Origin of the sequence: Streptococcus alactolyticus (genome assembly GCF_012277075.1) — a bacterium.
Classification (GTDB): Bacteria; Bacillota; Bacilli; order Lactobacillales; family Streptococcaceae; genus Streptococcus; species Streptococcus alactolyticus.
Map to the genome: position 1 here is coordinate 1 of NZ_JAAXMT010000013.1, position 17,851 is coordinate 17,851.

Consider the following 17,851-nt stretch of genomic DNA (forward strand, 5'->3'; position numbering starts at 1 on the left):
ATCATCGCAATATAAGGACGAATGGCCTTGGTAATTGCCAAAATTTGCTCATTTTTAGCACGGCCCTTCGTTGAAATCAACCAGTTGTCAATGGTATCTGAAATCACCGTATGCGTTACGATTTTTTCCATCACAGGATTGGTCAAGTATTTCTTCAAAAATGGCTGTAATTTTTGCGGAATGGTCGCTGAAAAGACCAGAATTTGAACGTCTTTTGGCAAAGTCCCAGCAATCTTATCAACTGTATCCAAGAATCCCATGTCTAAGGTCATATCAGCCTCGTCGACAACAAAAGTGCGGGCCTTGTAGATTTTCAAATCGCCGGATTTAACCAAATCATAAATACGGCCTGGCGTTCCGATGACGATATGGGGTTGGCTGGTCTTGAGTCGCTCGATTTGTCTAGCCTTATCTGTCCCTCCAACATAGTTTGCCAAACGAACTGGCACCTCAGAATGCTTAGCAATTTGTTTAGCAGCTTGGTAAATTTGCGTGGCCAATTCACGGCTTGGGGCTGTAATAACTGCCTGAACGTCCTTACTTGTCGCATCTAATTGCTCAAAAATTGGCAATAAAAAGGTGTGGGTTTTCCCAGAACCTGTTTTTGATTCTCCCACCAAATCACGACCTGAGCGCACAACAGGAATTAACTTTTGTTGCACGGGTGTTGGGTTTTGAAAGGCTAATTCTTGAAGCGCCTCTCGAATAAAAGGTTTAAAATTAAAATCGTTAAAAGACATTGCTACCTCGATTCTCCTTATTTCTTTTATCGTACATTCTTTTGGGCAAGCTGCTGAGCTATTCGCTCAAAAAGCACCGCCTCTATTTTCGTGAGTAAACACATGGACACCTTTTTATTATATCATTAAATGGCATATTAAGGCAAAATGACTCACTGGGATACAAAAAAGCCAAGAAAATATCTTGACTCAACTATTTTTAAAAGAGATAAAGGAAGGTTAGGGTGAGCAAGCTGCCGATAGCCCCAACGCTCCAAAGGAAGGCATCCACTCGCCATTCAGACCAGCGCTCCGCTTTTCCTGTCAATCCTCCCAATTCCAAATGGTGGTGGAAAGGCGTCATGCGGAAAATACGGCGACCTTCTCCATATTTTCGTTTGGTGTATTTGAAATAAGCCACTTGCAACATAACAGAGCTAGTTTCAAAGACATAGACAATACCGATAAGTAACAAAGTCCATTCTTGGCGAAGGGCAATGGAAATTGCTGCTAACATTGCTCCTAAAGCCAGACTTCCCACATCACCCATGAAAATTTTGGCTGGTTTGTGGTTAAAGACAAAGAAACCAAACAAAGCTCCAATCATGGTAATGATAATCAACAACACGTCAAATTGTTTTTGCACCACGGCAATCACACCGTAAGCTGCCAAACTAATGGCAACGGAAATAGAGGCCAAGCCATCAATACCATCAGTCAAATTAACCGCATTTGAAAAACCGACAATCCAAAAGAGAACAAAGAAAATGTAAAACCAACCAAGATGAACATCAAACCCAAAGACATTCAGGTCATCGATACCATTTGAGCGAACGTGAACAAAATAGAAAATCAAACCACCGATGATTTGCAGGCTCATCTTTTGCCACGGAGTTAGTCCCTCATTGATTTGTCGAAAGATTTTGAGGAAATCATCAAGAAAACCGATAATTCCATAAATCAGAATGACCAGTAAAATCCCTGCCGTTGTCCACATGGCTGTACCAGATTCTTTTGCTACAAAAAAGCTAAAGAAGACAGTCACTAAAAGGGCAACGGTTAGAAAGACAGTTCCTCCCATAGTTGGGGTACCAGCTTTTGCCAAATGTTGCTTAACATCTTCGTGCATTTGCTGACCACCAATTTTTTTCAATTGGTAGAAACGAATGAAAGAAGGCATGGCAAGTATCGTTAAGACAAAGGATACGATACCTGCGACAAAACTTAAAAACATCTTAATCTCCTAGAGTAATAGTAATTTTTTTAACACCTTTAATGTCGGTTTCTGAGGCGACACTTTGTTTGACGACCGTTCCAGAATCAGAGCCCTTAAACTTAATCTTGATACCTGACCAGTTCGAGAATTGTTCCACATTTTCTTTTGTCCAGCCATACATATCAGGAACTTCTTTGAGGCTTCCTGTCCACAGTAAGATTTGTTCATTTTCAGACAAATTGCTGCCGACAGCTTTAGACATTTTCTTGATTTCGCTGCCAGTTCCCACAACAACTGGGTGAACAAGATTGTCACGGAGTTCTTGGGCGGTATCACCTGGGCTCTTGCCAATATAATCTTTGAGTTTATAAGTGGTTTCTGATCTAGCACCTGTGACAGCTGTAGTCGTCAAGGTATCCTTCATCATCATGGCTCTTTCCAAAACAGGATTAACCACATCTTGCCAATAGAGGGCTTTGAAGGCTTCTGACGGTTGTTGAAGAGTCACGTACATGATAAAATCAGGGTCTTCTGAAGGCACCATAGCAACAACAGAGTAGAGGTAGTCATTTGAGCCAGTCAAATACCCTCCACCTTCTTCAGCGGATGCTGCAATCTGAGCCGTTCCTGATTTAACCGCCACAGAATAATTCCCCACTTGGATAATTGGGCCACCAAGAGCTGCGCTATACAAGGTACCAAATTGCGGATCTGTTCCGACGGTCACCATGTAACCAAGTGTTTGATTGGCCGCATCTTCTGATACAGGATTTCCCACAACCTCAGTCGATGCCACACGGGCTGAATTATTATTTGGGTCATAAATTTGGCTGATGAATTTTGGCTCCAACATGACCCCATTGTTAGAAATCGCTGTGAAAGCACGTAACATTTGCACCTGTGTCACACCAATCCCTTGACCAAAGGCACTCATAGCAATTGTTACTTCATTGTCAGATGGTAAAATACCGCTAACCTCGTTGAGCATTCCAAAGCGAGTTGGGTAACCAAATCTAAAGCGAGTAAGATAAGTCAACCATTTGTCATTGCCCATTTTTTTTTCAAGACTAGTCATCGCAACGTTACTTGACCAAGCGAACCCTTGTGCATAGGTCAAGTATTGTACTGATGTATTTCCTTCATTGACGTTCCAGTCGTTGATAGTCGTATCGGCAATGGTAATCCCGTTGATGGTTGAAATCACTTCATTTGGTGAAAAGACCCCTTCATCAATGGCAGATGCCAAAGTCATTACTTTCATGGTTGAACCTGGCTCATAGTAGTTTTGATATAGGAGGTTGTTCCACGTTTTGAGGTTATCCACATTGTAGCCTTCAAGCGTTTGGGCATTGTAAGTTGGGCGTTGTGTTGTCGCTAAAATTTCACCTGTCTTAGCATTGACAACGGTCGCACTAGCATATTTCCCTTTGGCGTGTTCTTGGAAAATATCCATTTGCGATTCCAAATAAGATTGCAATGGCTCCGATAAAGTAGTATAAACGTCTTTCCCGTCAATCGCTTTTTTCACTTCTTTTTCCGTACCAAGAAGGAGGTTACCGTTTTTGTCTTTTTGGTAAATCACACTACCATCTGTCCCTGACAAAATGTTATTTAACGAAGCTTCAATACCAGACGCACCCACCAAACTAGAGGTTTTTCCGTCTTTATTTTCTTTTAATTGGGTCAAACCAATAAATTGAGAGGCAAAAACACCGTTTGGATAGAGGCGACCTGGCGTTGAATAAAAACCAATTCCCTTGATACCAGCTTCTTCCATGGCTTGAGCAATGGCTGACTTCTTGCTGTAAGTCAGGCCTGAGCCTGAACTACCAAAAGATACCTGGAACAAGCCTTTTTGGTTTAATTGTTCCAAGATTTTATCTTTATCAATGCCTAACTGCTCATTTAAAATCTCAGCTACCTTGTTGTACTGCGATTTTTTTACATAGAGCTTTTCACCTGTTGAAGACACATAAGATTTTGAAATAATCGCATAAACGCTATAAGTCGTTGAATCCTCAGCTAAGGCAACACCGTTGCGGTCATAAATGGTCCCACGCTTGGCTTGAACCGTGACTTCTTGCTGATAGACCTCAGAAGCTTCCTTGGATAAATTATGCCCAAACCGTGTGTCTGTTCCGATAATGATGGCGAAATTAATGATAAATATAAAAAAGAGAAAGATGGCCAGAAGCATCAGATTCTGCCCAACGTGCTCTCGATTTTTATTAGGCGTTCGTCTATCTCTTAGCACATAGCCTAAAAAACGATTTTTTAAGTTTCTCATAGACTACTCCACCTGCTTAATGTTATTTTGTTGGCTACTTAAACCTTCTTGCCCAGCAATTTTTTGAATGCGGTCGCGACTGGTCAATTCATTCACTTCCTGCTTGGCGTTGTTGTACTCCGTTTGAACATCACTAATCTGGCTGTTGAGATTGGTGATTTCCTGCTGCACTTCTAAATTGCGACTTTGTAGGTAAACAATACTAATCGCCATGATAATCGCAGTCAGGATAACAGTCCCGTAAAAGACTTTTTCGATGCGATTGAAGGTTCTCATTCGCTTTCTGAGAGCATTGGAGATCACTATATTTCGATTATTGTCCGTCATGATTTTTGTGAACCTTTCTAGCCACTCTTAGTTTGGCTGAATGGGAGCGGTTGTTAGCTTGTAATTCTTCCTCACTTGGCAGGATTGGTTTGCGATTTACCAAAGCCAAAGTGGGCTGCATATCCTCAGGAATAAAAGGCAATCCTTTGGGAACTTCCACCGTTGAGGCTTCTTTGAACAATTGTTTGGTCAAGCGGTCCTCTAGCGAATGGAAGGTAATCACAGATATCCGACCGTCAACAGCCAACAAATCAATCGCTTGTTGAATGGATTCATCCGCCGCGCCTAGTTCGTCGTTTACTTCGATACGAATGGCTTGGAAAATTTGTTTGGCAGGATGTCCTTTTTTCTTCAATGCCTTAGCTGGTTTGGCTGACTTGATAATCTCTGCCAATTCAGTCGTTGTTTCAATCGGCTTCACTTGCCTTGCTTGCTCAATCTTACGGGCAATTTGTTTTGAAAATTTGTCTTCGCCATACTTAAAAAAAATACGAACTAAATCATGATAATCATAGGTATTGACCACATCATAAGCTGAGAGGTCTTGATCACGATTCATACGCATATCGAGCGGAGCATCTTTTTTATAAGAAAAGCCACGTTGGCGTTCATCAAGCTGAGGGCTAGATACCCCTAAATCATATAAAATCCCATCAATTTCACTAACACCATGAGCGGCCAGCTGAGATTTTAAATGCCTAAAGTTGTCCTTGATGAAGGTCACTTGTCCTTTGTCAATATATGGTTTTAAACGAATGTGTGCATTATCAATAGCCGTTTGGTCTTGGTCAAACGCATAGAGGTGCCCTTTGGGACCTAGTTTTGAAAGCAAGTATTCACTATGTCCAGCACCACCCAGCGTGGCATCTACATAGATACCATCTGGCTTGACATCAAGCATATCAACGGTTTCGTGTAGAAGTACTGTTATATGATGAAAATCTTTTGTCATACTTTCCATTATAGCATAAAAAATGAAATGTCGATATAACAAGTTCTACCCTCGGGTATTCAACTGATGGGACAAACAAATAAGAGAAAACCAAACTGGCTTTCTCTTATTTCTTTCATTGTCTGGTTTGCCCTTGACCGTTGATATAAAATTTGGTGCTGGTTAGGGCTTCTAGTCCCATTGGACCACGCGCATGCATTTTTTGGGTTGAAATACCAATTTCTGCTCCCAAGCCAAAGACAAAGCCATCAGTGAAACGGGTTGATGCATTGACATAAACGGCAGCTGCATCCACTTCGTCTTGGAAACGTTCCGCGTGCTCAAGGTCTTTTGTGATAATGGCTTCTGAGTGATGCGTCGTGTAGCGATTAACCCAATCAATGGCCTCATCAAGCGAGCCCACAACCTTGACAGACATCACATAATCCAAGAATTCTGTGGCATAGTCCTCTTCTGAAGCGGCTTCTGCATTTTGGAAAATGGCTAGTGCTTTGTCGTCAGCTCGGAAGGTCACAGGATGCACTTTGGCAATTTCCCTTTCCAATTGCGGCAAGAATTGATCGGCCACGGCTTCATGAACCAACAGACTTTCAGCGGCATTGCACACGCTTGGACGCTGGGTTTTCGCATTGATGACAATCTTAGTCGCCATATCAAGATCTGCCCAATCATCCACGTAAATGTGGACATTCCCGACACCTGTTTCAATGACAGGCACTTTTGATTTTTCCTTAACCGTTTGAATGAGGCGAGCCCCTCCACGTGGAATAAGCACGTCAATATAATCGATAGCCTGCATCAATTCCTCCGCAACAGCGTGACTGGTATCCTCAACCAACTGAACAGCATTAGCATCCACACCTGCTTGCGCTAGCGCTTTACGGATAACCGTCACAAGTGCTGTATTCGAATGAATGGCATCACGTCCACCGCGTAAAATAATGGCATTGCTGGTTTTAAAAGCTAGGCTAAACGCATCCACCGAAACATTTGGACGACTTTCAAAAATCATCGCAATGACGCCCAAAGGCACGCGTTTTTGAACGATTTTCAAGCCATCAAGATTGGTGTAGCCACGGACCACCTGACCAATTGGGTCGGGTAGGTCAGCCACCTGACGAACCCCTTCAACAATCCCTTCAATGCGTTTGGCATCCAGACGCAGACGGTCAACCATGACTGGCGAAATGCCATTGTCCTTGGCTTTGGCAACATCACGAGCATTTTCAGCCAAAATAGCATCCGTTTCTGCTAACAAGGCATCTGCCACCTGACCCAAAATCTGATTTTTTTGCGCCGTACCAAGTTTTGCCAAACTTTGGCTAGCTACCTTTGCTTGTTTTCCCAATTCATCAATGTATCCCATCAAGCTCCTCCTTTACTTGACTTGTGAAAACCAGGTTCCTATCTGAGCCCCTTCTAGAACTTTCAAAATATCACGCGGATTTTCACCATTCATTAAAATCATTTGACTGTTTGCATCAAAAATCATTTGCGCACTCTTAATCTTGCTGAGCATTCCACCTGTTCCAAAACGGCTACCTGCACCACCTGCAGATTTGATAATCTCATCCGTGATTTCTGTCACTTGCTTACGAAGTTGTGCGTCATCATAGATATTTGGGTTTTTGTCGTACAAGCCGTCAATGTCTGACAACATAATCAACAAATCAGCCGTTGTCACCTTAGCAACTATAGCTGATAGACGGTCATTATCCCCAAATTTTGTTGTATGGTCCATCTCGTCCACACTGATGGCATCATTTTCATTCACAATCGGCACAATGCCCATGCTTAACAGCGTTTCAAAAGCATTGGTGAAATTCGCCAAACTTTCAGGATATTCCACCACATCACGCGTAATCAAGAGCTGACTCACTTTAGTCTGATAGTGTGCAAAAATTTGTGAATACAGACTCATCATCGCGACCTGACCAACACTTGATACAGCTTGTTGGCGAGCAATTTCCGTCGGTCGTTTGTCCATGTTTAACACATTTAGTCCAAAGCCCATGGCACCTGATGACACCAAAATCACATCTTTGCCCTTGTTCATCAAGCTTGAAATCACAAAGGCCAACTGGTCAAGCTTTTCCAGATTGATTTTGCCATTTGGCATGACAAGTGAACTTGTCCCAATTTTTATCACAATTCGATTAACAGTTTCAAAATTTCGTTTCATATGCCTTATTATACACTAAAAAAACAGTCCGAGGAACTGTTTTTTTCAGACGATAATACAAATCCGCTTAGAATATTACAAAAATGACGATTGGTTAGAGAGGGGGTCCCAAAAGAGGCGATAAATTATGAATTGATTAATGATACCTATAGCCAGTAAGAAAAGTGTCACGAGGCTATTTGCTAGAAACACATTGTTTAACAGTTGTCCGAGGTAAAGCGTAGCAACAAACACAAGCATTCCCACAATCAGCGTCACAAAAACACTCACCATGGTCAGCCATTGCCCATAACGTCGGTTAAATAATTGCGTCACGTCCTGCCATTTTAAGTCTAACAGACGCACATCTCTTCGATAAAACCACTGTCCTTGTAGGAAAATGACTGCAAGCATTCTCACCAAAAAGGCAAGCGTCAAAACAAGAGGCAATTTCAAGACAAAAAAGGAAATGAGCACGAAACCACCCTTCAATGATTTCTTGACCCATTCCCTCATGATTTATCGCATTTAACCTTATGTCTATCTTAAAAAGATTCGTAAAGGCTCACAGCGTTGTCCACAGTAAAGCCATATTCTTCAAAAATCTTAGCACCTGGTGCTGATGCTCCCCAAGTATCGATAGTCAATGTTTTTCCATTAAGACCAACATATTTGCCCCAACCAAAGCTTGAGCCAGCTTCGATTGCCAAACGTTTTGTAACAGCAGCTGGAAGAATGCTTTCTTTGTAAGCAGCATCTTGTTCGTCAAAGAGATTTTGTGCTGGCATTGAAACCACGCGCACATGAACCCCTTTGTCTGCCAAAGCAGCTTGCGCATCAAGCGCCAATTTCACTTCTGAACCTGTAGCGATAAGAATACCGTCAAGGTCACCTTTTGCTTCAGAAATGATGTAAGCTCCCTTGTTGACACCTTCTTCAGCCATTTCCTTAGTGCCTTCAAGGACAGGAAGGTTTTGACGTGTCAAGACAAGCATTGTTGGACGGTCTGTTTCTCCCAAAGCACGTTTCCAAGCAGCGTTAGTTTCATTACCGTCAGCTGGACGGATAACGTTCAAGTTTGGCATTGAGCGGACACTTGCCAATTGTTCAACGGGCTCGTGTGTTGGACCATCTTCACCAACCGCAATAGAATCGTGAGTCATCACGTAGATGGTTGGCAATTGTTGAAGAGCTGCCATGCGGACGGCTGGAAGCAAGTAGTTTGAAAAGACGAAGAATGTTCCGCCATAAACACGTGTTCCACCGTGCAAGGCAATCCCGTTCATAGCAGCAGCCATGGCAAATTCACGAACCCCAAACCAGATGTTGCGACCGATGTAATTATCAGGTTGGAAATCTGTTTCCTTAGCAACCATGGTATTGTTTGAAGCCGAGAGGTCAGCTGAACCACCCCAGAATGATGGCACTTGGGCAGAAATTTGTTGGATTGCTTGTTGGCTAGACACACGGCTAGCTTGGTTAGAATCCAAGTTAAAGGCTTTAAGATCAACGTTTACAGGTTGGTTGGCAAAGGCTTTTTTGTATTCAGCTGCTAATTCTGGATAAGCCATTTCGTATTCACGGAATTTGGTTTGCCAAGCATTTTCAGCAGCTTCTCCGCGGAATTTAATACCAACTTCAAAGCGTTTTGCGACTTCTTCAGGAACGGTGAATTCAGGGTAATCCCAGCCGTAAGCTTTTTTAGCGTAAGCAATACCTTCAGCGCCAAGTGGAGCGCCGTGAACAGCTGATGTCCCTTGTTTTTCAGCACCGTAACCGATGATGGTTTTCACTTCAATGATAGATGGTTTTTCAGTTTCAGCTTTTGCATCTGCCAAGGCTTTAGCAATAGCTTCCAAATCGTTACCATCTTTCACCAAGATATGTTGCCAACCAAAAGCTTCAAATTTTTCTTTGATGTCTTCTGTGAAGGCTTTTGACGTTGAACCATCTAGTGAAATGTCATTTGAATCGTAAAGAAGGATCAATTTGCCTAGTTTCAAATGCCCAGCAAGGCTAGCAGCTTCTTGGCTGACCCCTTCCATAAGACACCCATCACCATTTAATGCGTATGTATAATGATCAACGATATTAAATCCTGGTTTGTTAAATTTAGCAGCTAAATGCACTTCTGCCATAGCCATTCCGACAGCATTTGCAATCCCTTGTCCAAGAGGTCCAGTCGTTGCTTCAACACCATCTGTATGGTTGACTTCTGGGTGACCTGGTGTTTTTGAGCCCCACTGACGGAAGTTTTTCAAGTCATCCATGCTAACCTTGTAGCCTGATAGATGAAGAAGACTATATAAAAGGGCAGAACCATGTCCTGCAGAGAGCACAAAACGATCGCGATTAGACCAAGAACGGCTAGTCTTTGGATTAACATTCATTACATGATTCCAAAGGACATAAGCCATCGGAGCAGCTCCCATTGGAAGGCCTGGGTGACCTGAATTAGCTGCTTGAATAGCATCAATCGAAAGCGTACGGACAGTGTTGACTGCCAACTGATCAATAGCATCAAATGTCATGAGTGAAACCTTTCTTTTTTAAGGACTTAAACTATAATTGTTCGGATTCTATTATATCATATCTCTTGAAAATTTTTAACTAGTAGTCTTAAAAAGCTCAGTTATTTCAAAATAACCAAGCTTCCTTTTTATGAATTTGGGTCGTCAAGGCTTCTGCCGTGCAAGCCACGTTCACGTTGCAATTGACGGAGTTTTTCAGGTGTCACGTCGTTTCCTTCCTCGTCAACTAATTTGATACCAGCGATATGGTGAAGGAGTGAGCGGCGGTAACCTTCGATGTATTCTTTACGCAATTCAGCTTGTTCAACTTTTTCTTCACCAGTCAAACCAACTGTTTTTTTCTTGCGTGCGAGTTCATTGATACGTTCAATTTTCTTTTCAAGCATGAGTTCATTCCCAAACGTATCCTGCTAGAAAGATACGTTTTCCTTTCTATTTTGATATCTTAGCTATTTCAAGATAGCAGTAAAATCTACTCAATGAGTAGATTTTACTAGCTTATTTCGTGTTTAATTTGTTAAAGGCAGCCACGCGGCTAGCTTTAGAGCTTAATTGCGATAAAATAGCTAGACGATTATTTTTAACAGCTTTATTATCCACCATAACCATGGTATTGTCAAAGAATTTGTCAATAACTGGGCTCAAAGCAAAGAGTTGTGCCAATTTGTCGCTAGCTGTACCTGACAAGGTCAAGTCTTGTGTGGCCTTGTCCAAGGCTTTTTCATCATCATTTTCAAACAAGCTAGCGTCAACGCTCACACCTGTTGGAGCTTTTTCAGCTAGGTTAAAGACGCGTGATAAGCTTTCTACTGCTGCTTTGTAGCCTTCTGTTTGACTAGCTGCCACCAAAGCATCTACTGTTTCAAGCATTTCAGGCACGATAAGATTAGTGCTTGCTAACACAGCTTCACGAATGTCTTTTGGTGTTTTAGCTGGCATCATTTTTTCCACACGCGCACGGATAAAGTCCATCACTTCTGCTTTGTGCTCGTATGTCAAGCTATCAAATGACAAGGCATAAAGGTCGTCGAGCAATTCATCCATTGGGATAGTTAATCCAAAAACATCCATAATACGCACCACACCTGCTGTTGCACGACGTAGGGCATATGGGTCATTTGAACCTGATGGAATCAAGCCAACTGAGAAGAATGACAAGATAGTATCCAATTTATCAGCAAGGGCTAATAGAGCACCTACTTTAGTTTCTGGAAGATCACCATCAGCAGCATTTGGCAAATAATGTTCGCGAATTGCTGTGGCTACGCCTGGTTCTTCGCCTGCAAGAAGGGCATATTTTTCACCCATAATCCCTTGCAATTCATCAAACTCACCGACCATACCTGTCAATAGGTCGAATTTGTAGATTTCAGCTGCACGGGCAAGGGCTGCTTTTTCAGTTTCAGTAGCGCCAGCTTTTTCAGCAAGGTAAGCGGCAATCACTTTGCTGCGTTTCATGTGTTCTGAAAGCGAACCGATTTTTTCGTGGAAAGTCACGTTATCTAGTTTTGCGACAAGGTCCGCAATCTTAAGTTTTTGGTCTTCACGCCAGAAGAATTCACCATCTTCCAAACGCGCCACAAGCACTTTTTCATTTCCTTTGATGACATTGTCAAGGTATTGGTCATTACCATTACGCACGGAAATGAAGTTTGGCATCAACTTGCCGTCTTGGTCACGAACAACAAAGTAACGTTGGTGGTTTTTCATTGATGTAACAAGCACTTCTTCTGGAACGTCAAGGTATTTAGTGTCAAAACTTCCCATAAAGGCAGTTGGGTATTCGACCAAGTTCAAAACTTCGTTAAGCAAGTCGTCATCAATTTCCACTTGTACATTTTGGGCTTTTTCAATGGCTTTGATTTGGTTAACAATCATGTCTTGGCGTTCTTTGGCATCTGCAATGACAAAGACTTGACGCAAATCATCTTCATAAGAATCTGCATTTGCGATTTCAACTTCATGACCAAGGAAACGATGTCCACGGCTCACACGACCTGAATGAATATCCAAGAAATCAAGGTCAAGGTCTTCATCGTCTAATAGAACAGTCAATGTATGAACGGGACGAATGTATTCAAAGGTATTGTTTGCCCAGTGCATATTAACTGGGAAAGTCATAGCAGCTAGGATTTCTGGCAAATCTTTCAATACTTCTTTGGCAGATTTTCCAGCTTCGTGTTTGGTAACGTAAACGTATTCTTCACCTTTCACTTCGCGGAATTCAATATCGTCTGTGGTCAAACCTTTTCCACGCACAAATCCTTGAGCAGCTTTGGTGAACTGACCATCAGCATCCAAGGCGATTTTTTTAGAAGGCCCTTTGAAATCTTCTGTCAAATCAGTTTGTGCATCCGCTAAACCAGTCACACGAACCGCCAAACGACGTGGAGTTGAGAAGGTTTGGATGCTATCAAATGCCAAACGTTTGTCGTTCAAAAAGGCTGCCATACGTTTACCCAATTGTTTTTCACTTGGTGTCACGACATAAGCTGGCAATTCTTCTAAACCAAGTTCTACAAGTAAATTTTTAGTCATTATTCAGCATCCTCCTTCAATAATTGTTCACGTGTGGCTTCATCAAGAAGTGGGTAACCAAGGCGTTTGCGTTCTGCCACAAAGGTTTTAGCGACTTCACGCGCCAAATTACGAATGCGGGCAATGTAGCCAGCACGCTCTGTTACTGAAACCGCACCACGAGCATCCAGCAAATTAAAGGTATGTGAGCATTTCAAAACATAGTCATACGCTGGGTGTACCAAGTGCTCTGCCAAGCAACGTTTAGCTTCTTTTTCGTATTTTTCAAAGTTTTCAAGAAGCATGTCTTGATCTGAAATTTCAAATGAATATTTTGAATGTTCAAATTCAGGTTGTAAGAAAATTTCCCCGTATTTAACACCTGGAGCCCATTCAATATCATAGACAGAATCCACTTCTTGGATGTATGATGCCAAACGTTCCAAACCATAAGTCACTTCTGATGTCACAGGGCCTGTTTGCAAACCACCAACTTGTTGGAAATAAGTGAACTGAGTGATTTCCATACCGTCAAGCCAAACTTCCCAACCAAGACCAGCAGAACCCGTTGATGGGTTTTCCCAGTTGTCCTCAACAAAACGAATATCGTGTTCAAGTGGGTTGATGCCCAATTTTTCCAAAGATTGCAAGTACAATTCTTGAATATTGCTTGGGCTTGGTTTCATAACCACTTGGAATTGGTGGTGTTGGTAAAGACGGTTTGGGTTTTCCCCGTAACGTCCATCGGCAGGACGACGTGATGGTTCCACATAAGCTGCGTTCCATGGTTCTGGACCGATTGCACGAAGGAAGGTATAAGGGCTCATCGTACCCGCACCTTTTTCATTGTCATATGCTTGCATGAGCATGCAACCTTGGTCATTCCAAAATTGTTGCAAGGTTAGAATAATTTCTTGAAATGTTAACTTTTTCGCCATCATCTTCTCCTTAAACATTATTTCTGGTGACGCATCACAAGTGCATTTTAGCCAAAGAAAAAACCGCTAAAACACTCCCATGATACCTCATAAGGGGCGTTTAAACGCGGTTCCACCCTATTTTATTACTTCATTTTATCTGTGTCTAAACTTAGCCTTAGCTAAGCGAAAGCGCCAGTTACTCACAGCATTGTCATCCGACTCCCACCAACTCGGACTCGCTAGGGAAACGCCATAAGACCCTCTCTCTTTAGACAGTATTTTAGCACAAAAGCAAATCCCTGTCTAGGTAAAAATACTAGACAGGGAAAAAGTAGGTCACTAAATGATCTACTCTTCCCAAGCTTTTCTTCCGCCGAGGTAAGTGGCTTGTAGGTTCAAGTCTTTGTCTAGGACGATAAAGTCGGCGTGATGGCCTTTTTTGATTTGGCCACATTCGTTATCAAGTCCTACGGAAATGGCTGGGATTAAGGTTGCCATGCGAATAGCTTCGGCTTTAGACACCAAGCCCCAGTCCACAACGTGTTGCACGGCATCTTTTAGTTGGAGAATAGACCCTGCCAAGGCGCCGTTTGATTTGAGGCGTGCGGTTCCTTTTTCGACAATAACAGGAAATTCACCCAACATATAATCCCCGTCTTTTAATCCGCCAGCGCTCATGCAGTCGGTAATCAAAGCCACGTGGTCAGGGCCTTTTTGGTGGAGCAACATATCACAAGCTGATGGGTGAACATGGTGCCCATCGCAAATCAATTCGGCATAGGTATTTGGCATTTCGTAAACGGCACCAACCATACCAGGCTCACGGTGATTGAGTCCTCGCATACCATTGTAGGCGTGCACCCAAACAGAAGCACCAGCTTCAACAGCTTTGATGGCTTGGTCAAAGCTCGCATCAGAATGTCCTAAAGCCACGGTCACACCTTTGTCAGTCGCATAGTTGATAAAGTCCTCAACGTCCTCACGTTCAGGCGCTAGAGCAATCTTACGCAACAAGCCCTTAGAACTAGCCAACCATTGGTCTAACTCGCTAATAGAAGGATTACGCATATAAGAAGGGTTTTGGGCACCTTTGTATTTTTCAGTAAAGTAAGGGCCTTCGAAAAAGAGGCCTTTGATACGGGCACCGCTTTCTTGCCCTGCAAAAGCTGCTGTTGTTTGGCAAATAGCATTCAAAGTTTCAAATGATGCGGTCAAACCTGTTGGTAAAAAGCTGGTCACACCAGCTCCCAAAAGGGCACGGCTCATTGTTTCTAGTGATTCTTGGCTATTGTCCATCACATCGGCGCCCGCAAAACCATGAATATGCGTGTCCACTAGACCAGGCGCAATGCTATAACCTGTCCAATCCACAATAGTCGTATTTTCTGGCACGCTTTCTTGCCAATCTCCAAAACGATCGCCTTCGATCGCCAGGTAACCACTCGGTTTCACTTGATAAGGGTAATAAAATGCATCTGCTTTGATATAGGTTGTCATGTTGAATACCTCCGTCACTTTCTATTATAAACAAAAGTCCTTTTTTTGTAAATGGTATATACCAAAAAAATCCTGTACAAAAAAACTTTTAAACCCAAGGTCTAAAAGCCGTTTAATCTTATATTTGTTGCTGAATCACTTTTTCCACTAGGTTGAGCGCGTGATCGGTGATGCGAGTACACGGCGAAATCAAATCAATAAAATTGATCCCAGCCAAAGGCGTGCATTCGCCAATGTTCATGCGCTGGATATGATTTTTACGAATCTGACGAGCTGACTGAGCCAATTCACGGTGGCGTTCGATAACTTCTCCTGCCAAGACCGTGTCATTGTCAATAATCACCTTGAGGGCATCAAGGACCATGCGGTGCGTGTTGCTATAAAGTTGGTTAACTTCCTTTATCGCAGCTGGCGAAAAGAGAACGCCTTTAGACTGGTTGTAAGTCATCAAATGAACCAAGTTCACGCTGTGGTCGCCAATTCGCTCCAAATCGCGCGTGGCATCCAAAAGGCTAGAAAGCACTTCTCCCTCATGCTGAGTCAAGGATTCACTCGACAATTCAACCAAATACTTCGTCAATTCCTCGTCCACACGATTGACGGTGTCTTCTAGAAGTTCCGTTTTCTCAGCGTAGCTGTTGTCAGCTGTATCAAAAAAGAGAAAGGCAGCTTCAAAACTCTGTGTCGCATAAGCGCCCAAGTGAATCAACTCTTTCTTGGCATTTCCAAGAGCAATAGCTGGCGCTTGTTTCAACAAAAGGCGGTCAAGGTAAACCGTTTCGTATGGCACCACCTCATCATCTCCTGGGATGAGTTTAGTAACCAGATAAGCCAAGGTTCCAATGAAAGGAAAGAGCAAAACGGTATTGGTGATATTGAAGGTTCCATGGGCAAAAGCAATTGTCATAGCGTGCGTCAAATACAACTCTCCTTGCAGCCACTCCATAAAATATATAAATGGCGAAAGCACAATCATAAACAAGATGGTTCCAATGACGTTAAACAAGATATGGGCACCAGCAACACGTTTGGCAGACACATTAGCTCCCAGAGCTGCTAGAACTGCGGTGATACAGGTTCCGATATTGCTTCCCAAAAGAATCGGAATAGCCCCATGCAAATCGATTAAATTACCCGTGTACAGGCTCTGCAAAATCCCAATAATGGCTGCTGAAGATTGAATAATCATAGTCAAAACCGTTCCAATCACCACTCCCATAATCGGTCTATCCCCAAGTGTCGTCAGGTAATCCTGAAAGGCTGGAATGGATTTGAGAGGCTCCATAGCACCACTCATAATATTGAAGGCAAAGAAGATACCACCAACCCCGAAAATAATCCGACCAAGATTGTTCAAGGTCCGATTTGAAGTGAAAAAGAGCAGGGCCGAACCGACAAAAATCATTGGCAGGCCATAATCACCTAAGTTAAATCCGATCAAAAAAGAAGTGATGGTTGTTCCAATATTTGCTCCCATGATAATACCAATGGCTTGTCTTAGGGTCAACAGTCCCGCCGACACCAAGCTAACAGTAATTACCGTCACCCCTGAACTAGACTGGATAAGCGCTGACATGGCGATTCCCACAAGAACGCCTAAAAAGGGATTACTGGTGTATTTGTCAATGTAATAACGCAAACGGTCACCAGCTGATTGTTGGAGAGCATCTCCCATATACTTGATGCTAAATAGGAAAAGCCCCAAACCACCAAAAAAACTAAAAACAATCTCTTGCCAATTTATTGACACAGTGTTATCCTCAAATATTATATTTTTTTTCGTAAAAAAGACGATATGTCCATTTTAATGTATTCCAGACAAACAGACAATACTTTACTGTATTTTTACACGTTTGTAAAAAAAACTGATTTTTCTAACAACTCGTTTTCTAAAAGAAACCTTAAAAAGTTAGAGGATTTTTTTAAAAAGGGAATCCCTGTCTATTTCTGTGGTATAATGATATAAAATGGTCTGTTTATGACAGACGTTTTAGCGTGTTAGCTTAGTAAGATAACAGCATATTTTATTATTAAATTCTCAAAGGAGTTGTCATGAAACGCTCAAAAAGTGAAGTCACTTATCTTATTCTTAGTATCATTTTAGTTGCTCTTGCGGCTGGTATTTACTTAATTTTCGGCAATAGCCAGACCAAAGCGTCAAGCACAGAACCAACAAGCTCTTCTGTTGCCTCTTCTTCAACAACCAGCGAAGAAGAATTGGAAGAAAAAGCAAAAGCTTCTCTAGCCGAAGCCCAAGACAAACGCACATCAGAAGCGATTACCAATGCTCAAGCTGCGATTAACAAATTGTCTGACGAAGCTAAGAAAATCGATTTGCAATCACAATTGGACGCTATTTCAGCTGAAATCAACAATGAAAGCAATGCCGAAAGTGCCGTTGCAGCTGCCGAAGCAGAACAAACCTCTGCTAATGTCACTGCCGCACAAGATGCTGTTGACACCGTAACTAATCAAGATGTTAAAGACCAATTGCAAACGCGTATCGATGCTGTTGCCAATGCTATCTCTGCTCGTTCAGCAAGTGTTGCAACACAAACAACACCAAGCTCAGCGACGACAACACACGCTTCAACGGTTGACGATACAACAACTTACAACAACAATTACAGCAGCAGTCAAACCTACGGTTACAATACCTACTCAGATTCTACTGCGACAAGCAGCAGCCAAACTTACTACGGCTACTAAAATGCACATGACAAA

Annotated in this window: 15 protein-coding genes; 1 reads left to right on the forward strand and 14 read right to left on the reverse strand. The window is 42.5% G+C overall.

Annotation, left to right across the window (positions count from 1 at the left end; all coding sequences use genetic code 11):
• The 14 genes from HFK82_RS07540 to HFK82_RS07605 all read right to left on the reverse strand — a co-directional run.
• The coding region (locus tag HFK82_RS07540; protein ID WP_168261333.1) for a DEAD/DEAH box helicase at positions 1 to 740 on the reverse strand (740 nt) is incomplete at its 3' end.
• A 199-nt stretch (positions 741 to 939) separates the two neighbouring features.
• Positions 940 to 1,953: a phospho-N-acetylmuramoyl-pentapeptide-transferase gene (gene mraY / locus HFK82_RS07545; RefSeq protein ID WP_168261334.1), complete on the reverse strand. Its 1,014-nt coding sequence runs from the start codon at positions 1,951 to 1,953 to the stop codon at positions 940 to 942.
• Between the two features lies 1 nt (position 1,954).
• Positions 1,955 to 4,222 carry a penicillin-binding protein PBP2X gene (pbp2x, locus tag HFK82_RS07550; protein ID WP_168261335.1) on the reverse strand — a complete coding sequence of 756 codons (2,268 nt, stop codon included), beginning with the start codon at positions 4,220 to 4,222 and terminating at the stop codon, positions 1,955 to 1,957.
• Positions 4,223 to 4,225: 3 nt separating this feature from the next.
• Positions 4,226 to 4,549 carry a cell division protein FtsL gene (gene ftsL, locus HFK82_RS07555; RefSeq protein WP_168261336.1) on the reverse strand — a complete coding sequence of 108 codons (324 nt, stop codon included), beginning with the start codon at positions 4,547 to 4,549 and terminating at the stop codon, positions 4,226 to 4,228.
• The gene (gene rsmH, locus HFK82_RS07560) at positions 4,536 to 5,501 is read right to left on the reverse strand and encodes a 16S rRNA (cytosine(1402)-N(4))-methyltransferase RsmH (protein WP_293790233.1); all 966 of its coding nucleotides are present in this window, start codon (positions 5,499 to 5,501) and stop codon (positions 4,536 to 4,538) included. Before rsmH ends, ftsL begins: the two co-directional genes overlap by 14 nt.
• Positions 5,502 to 5,616: 115 nt before the next feature.
• Positions 5,617 to 6,867, reverse strand: a complete 1,251-nt coding sequence (locus HFK82_RS07565) for a glutamate-5-semialdehyde dehydrogenase (protein ID WP_168261338.1) — start codon at positions 6,865 to 6,867, stop codon at positions 5,617 to 5,619.
• Positions 6,868 to 6,879: 12 nt separating this feature from the next.
• Positions 6,880 to 7,683, reverse strand: coding sequence for a glutamate 5-kinase (gene proB, locus HFK82_RS07570; RefSeq protein ID WP_168261339.1), 804 nt, complete (start codon positions 7,681 to 7,683; stop codon positions 6,880 to 6,882).
• Between the two features lie 75 nt (positions 7,684 to 7,758).
• Entirely contained in the window at positions 7,759 to 8,178 is a 420-nt protein-coding gene (locus HFK82_RS07575; RefSeq protein WP_168261340.1) for a hypothetical protein, read from the reverse strand.
• 29 nt (positions 8,179 to 8,207) lie between these two features.
• The gene (gene tkt / locus HFK82_RS07580; RefSeq protein WP_168261341.1) at positions 8,208 to 10,193 is read right to left on the reverse strand and encodes a transketolase; all 1,986 of its coding nucleotides are present in this window, start codon (positions 10,191 to 10,193) and stop codon (positions 8,208 to 8,210) included.
• A gap of 128 nt (positions 10,194 to 10,321) precedes the next feature.
• Positions 10,322 to 10,579: a DUF896 family protein gene (locus HFK82_RS07585; RefSeq protein ID WP_168261342.1), complete on the reverse strand. Its 258-nt coding sequence runs from the start codon at positions 10,577 to 10,579 to the stop codon at positions 10,322 to 10,324.
• Between the two features lie 112 nt (positions 10,580 to 10,691).
• On the reverse strand, positions 10,692 to 12,731 hold the full coding sequence (gene glyS / locus HFK82_RS07590) for a glycine--tRNA ligase subunit beta (protein ID WP_168261343.1): 2,040 nt from the start codon (positions 12,729 to 12,731) through the stop codon (positions 10,692 to 10,694).
• Positions 12,731 to 13,648: a glycine--tRNA ligase subunit alpha gene (glyQ, locus tag HFK82_RS07595; RefSeq protein ID WP_154454670.1), complete on the reverse strand. Its 918-nt coding sequence runs from the start codon at positions 13,646 to 13,648 to the stop codon at positions 12,731 to 12,733. Before glyQ ends, glyS begins: the two co-directional genes overlap by 1 nt.
• A gap of 330 nt (positions 13,649 to 13,978) precedes the next feature.
• The gene (gene nagA, locus HFK82_RS07600) at positions 13,979 to 15,127 is read right to left on the reverse strand and encodes an N-acetylglucosamine-6-phosphate deacetylase (RefSeq protein WP_168261344.1); all 1,149 of its coding nucleotides are present in this window, start codon (positions 15,125 to 15,127) and stop codon (positions 13,979 to 13,981) included.
• A gap of 118 nt (positions 15,128 to 15,245) precedes the next feature.
• Positions 15,246 to 16,877, reverse strand: coding sequence for a Na/Pi cotransporter family protein (locus HFK82_RS07605; protein WP_168261345.1), 1,632 nt, complete (start codon positions 16,875 to 16,877; stop codon positions 15,246 to 15,248).
• Positions 16,878 to 17,179: 302 nt separating this feature from the next.
• Between HFK82_RS07605 and HFK82_RS07610 the strand changes: the two genes are divergently transcribed.
• Positions 17,180 to 17,836, forward strand: a complete 657-nt coding sequence (locus HFK82_RS07610; protein ID WP_168261346.1) for a peptidase — start codon at positions 17,180 to 17,182, stop codon at positions 17,834 to 17,836.
• The last annotated feature ends 15 nt before the right edge of the window (positions 17,837 to 17,851 follow it).

Excerpts from the sequence above, each read along its gene's own strand:
- mraY (WP_168261334.1), bottom strand. The coding sequence starts at position 1,953 with ATGTTTTTAAGTTTTGTCGCAGGTATCGTATCCTTTGTCTTAACGATA.
- pbp2x (WP_168261335.1), bottom strand. The coding sequence starts at position 4,222 with ATGAGAAACTTAAAAAATCGTTTTTTAGGCTATGTGCTAAGAGATAGA.
- ftsL (WP_168261336.1), bottom strand. The coding sequence starts at position 4,549 with ATGACGGACAATAATCGAAATATAGTGATCTCCAATGCTCTCAGAAAG.
- rsmH (WP_293790233.1), bottom strand. The coding sequence starts at position 5,501 with ATGACAAAAGATTTTCATCATATAACAGTACTTCTACACGAAACCGTT.
- HFK82_RS07565 (WP_168261338.1), bottom strand. The coding sequence starts at position 6,867 with ATGGGATACATTGATGAATTGGGAAAACAAGCAAAGGTAGCTAGCCAA.
- proB (WP_168261339.1), bottom strand. The coding sequence starts at position 7,683 with ATGAAACGAAATTTTGAAACTGTTAATCGAATTGTGATAAAAATTGGG.
- HFK82_RS07575 (WP_168261340.1), bottom strand. The coding sequence starts at position 8,178 with ATGAGGGAATGGGTCAAGAAATCATTGAAGGGTGGTTTCGTGCTCATT.
- tkt (WP_168261341.1), bottom strand. The coding sequence starts at position 10,193 with ATGACATTTGATGCTATTGATCAGTTGGCAGTCAACACTGTCCGTACG.
- HFK82_RS07585 (WP_168261342.1), bottom strand. The coding sequence starts at position 10,579 with ATGCTTGAAAAGAAAATTGAACGTATCAATGAACTCGCACGCAAGAAA.
- glyS (WP_168261343.1), bottom strand. The coding sequence starts at position 12,731 with ATGACTAAAAATTTACTTGTAGAACTTGGTTTAGAAGAATTGCCAGCT.
- glyQ (WP_154454670.1), bottom strand. The coding sequence starts at position 13,648 with ATGGCGAAAAAGTTAACATTTCAAGAAATTATTCTAACCTTGCAACAA.
- nagA (WP_168261344.1), bottom strand. The coding sequence starts at position 15,127 with ATGACAACCTATATCAAAGCAGATGCATTTTATTACCCTTATCAAGTG.
- HFK82_RS07610 (WP_168261346.1), top strand. The coding sequence starts at position 17,180 with ATGAAACGCTCAAAAAGTGAAGTCACTTATCTTATTCTTAGTATCATT.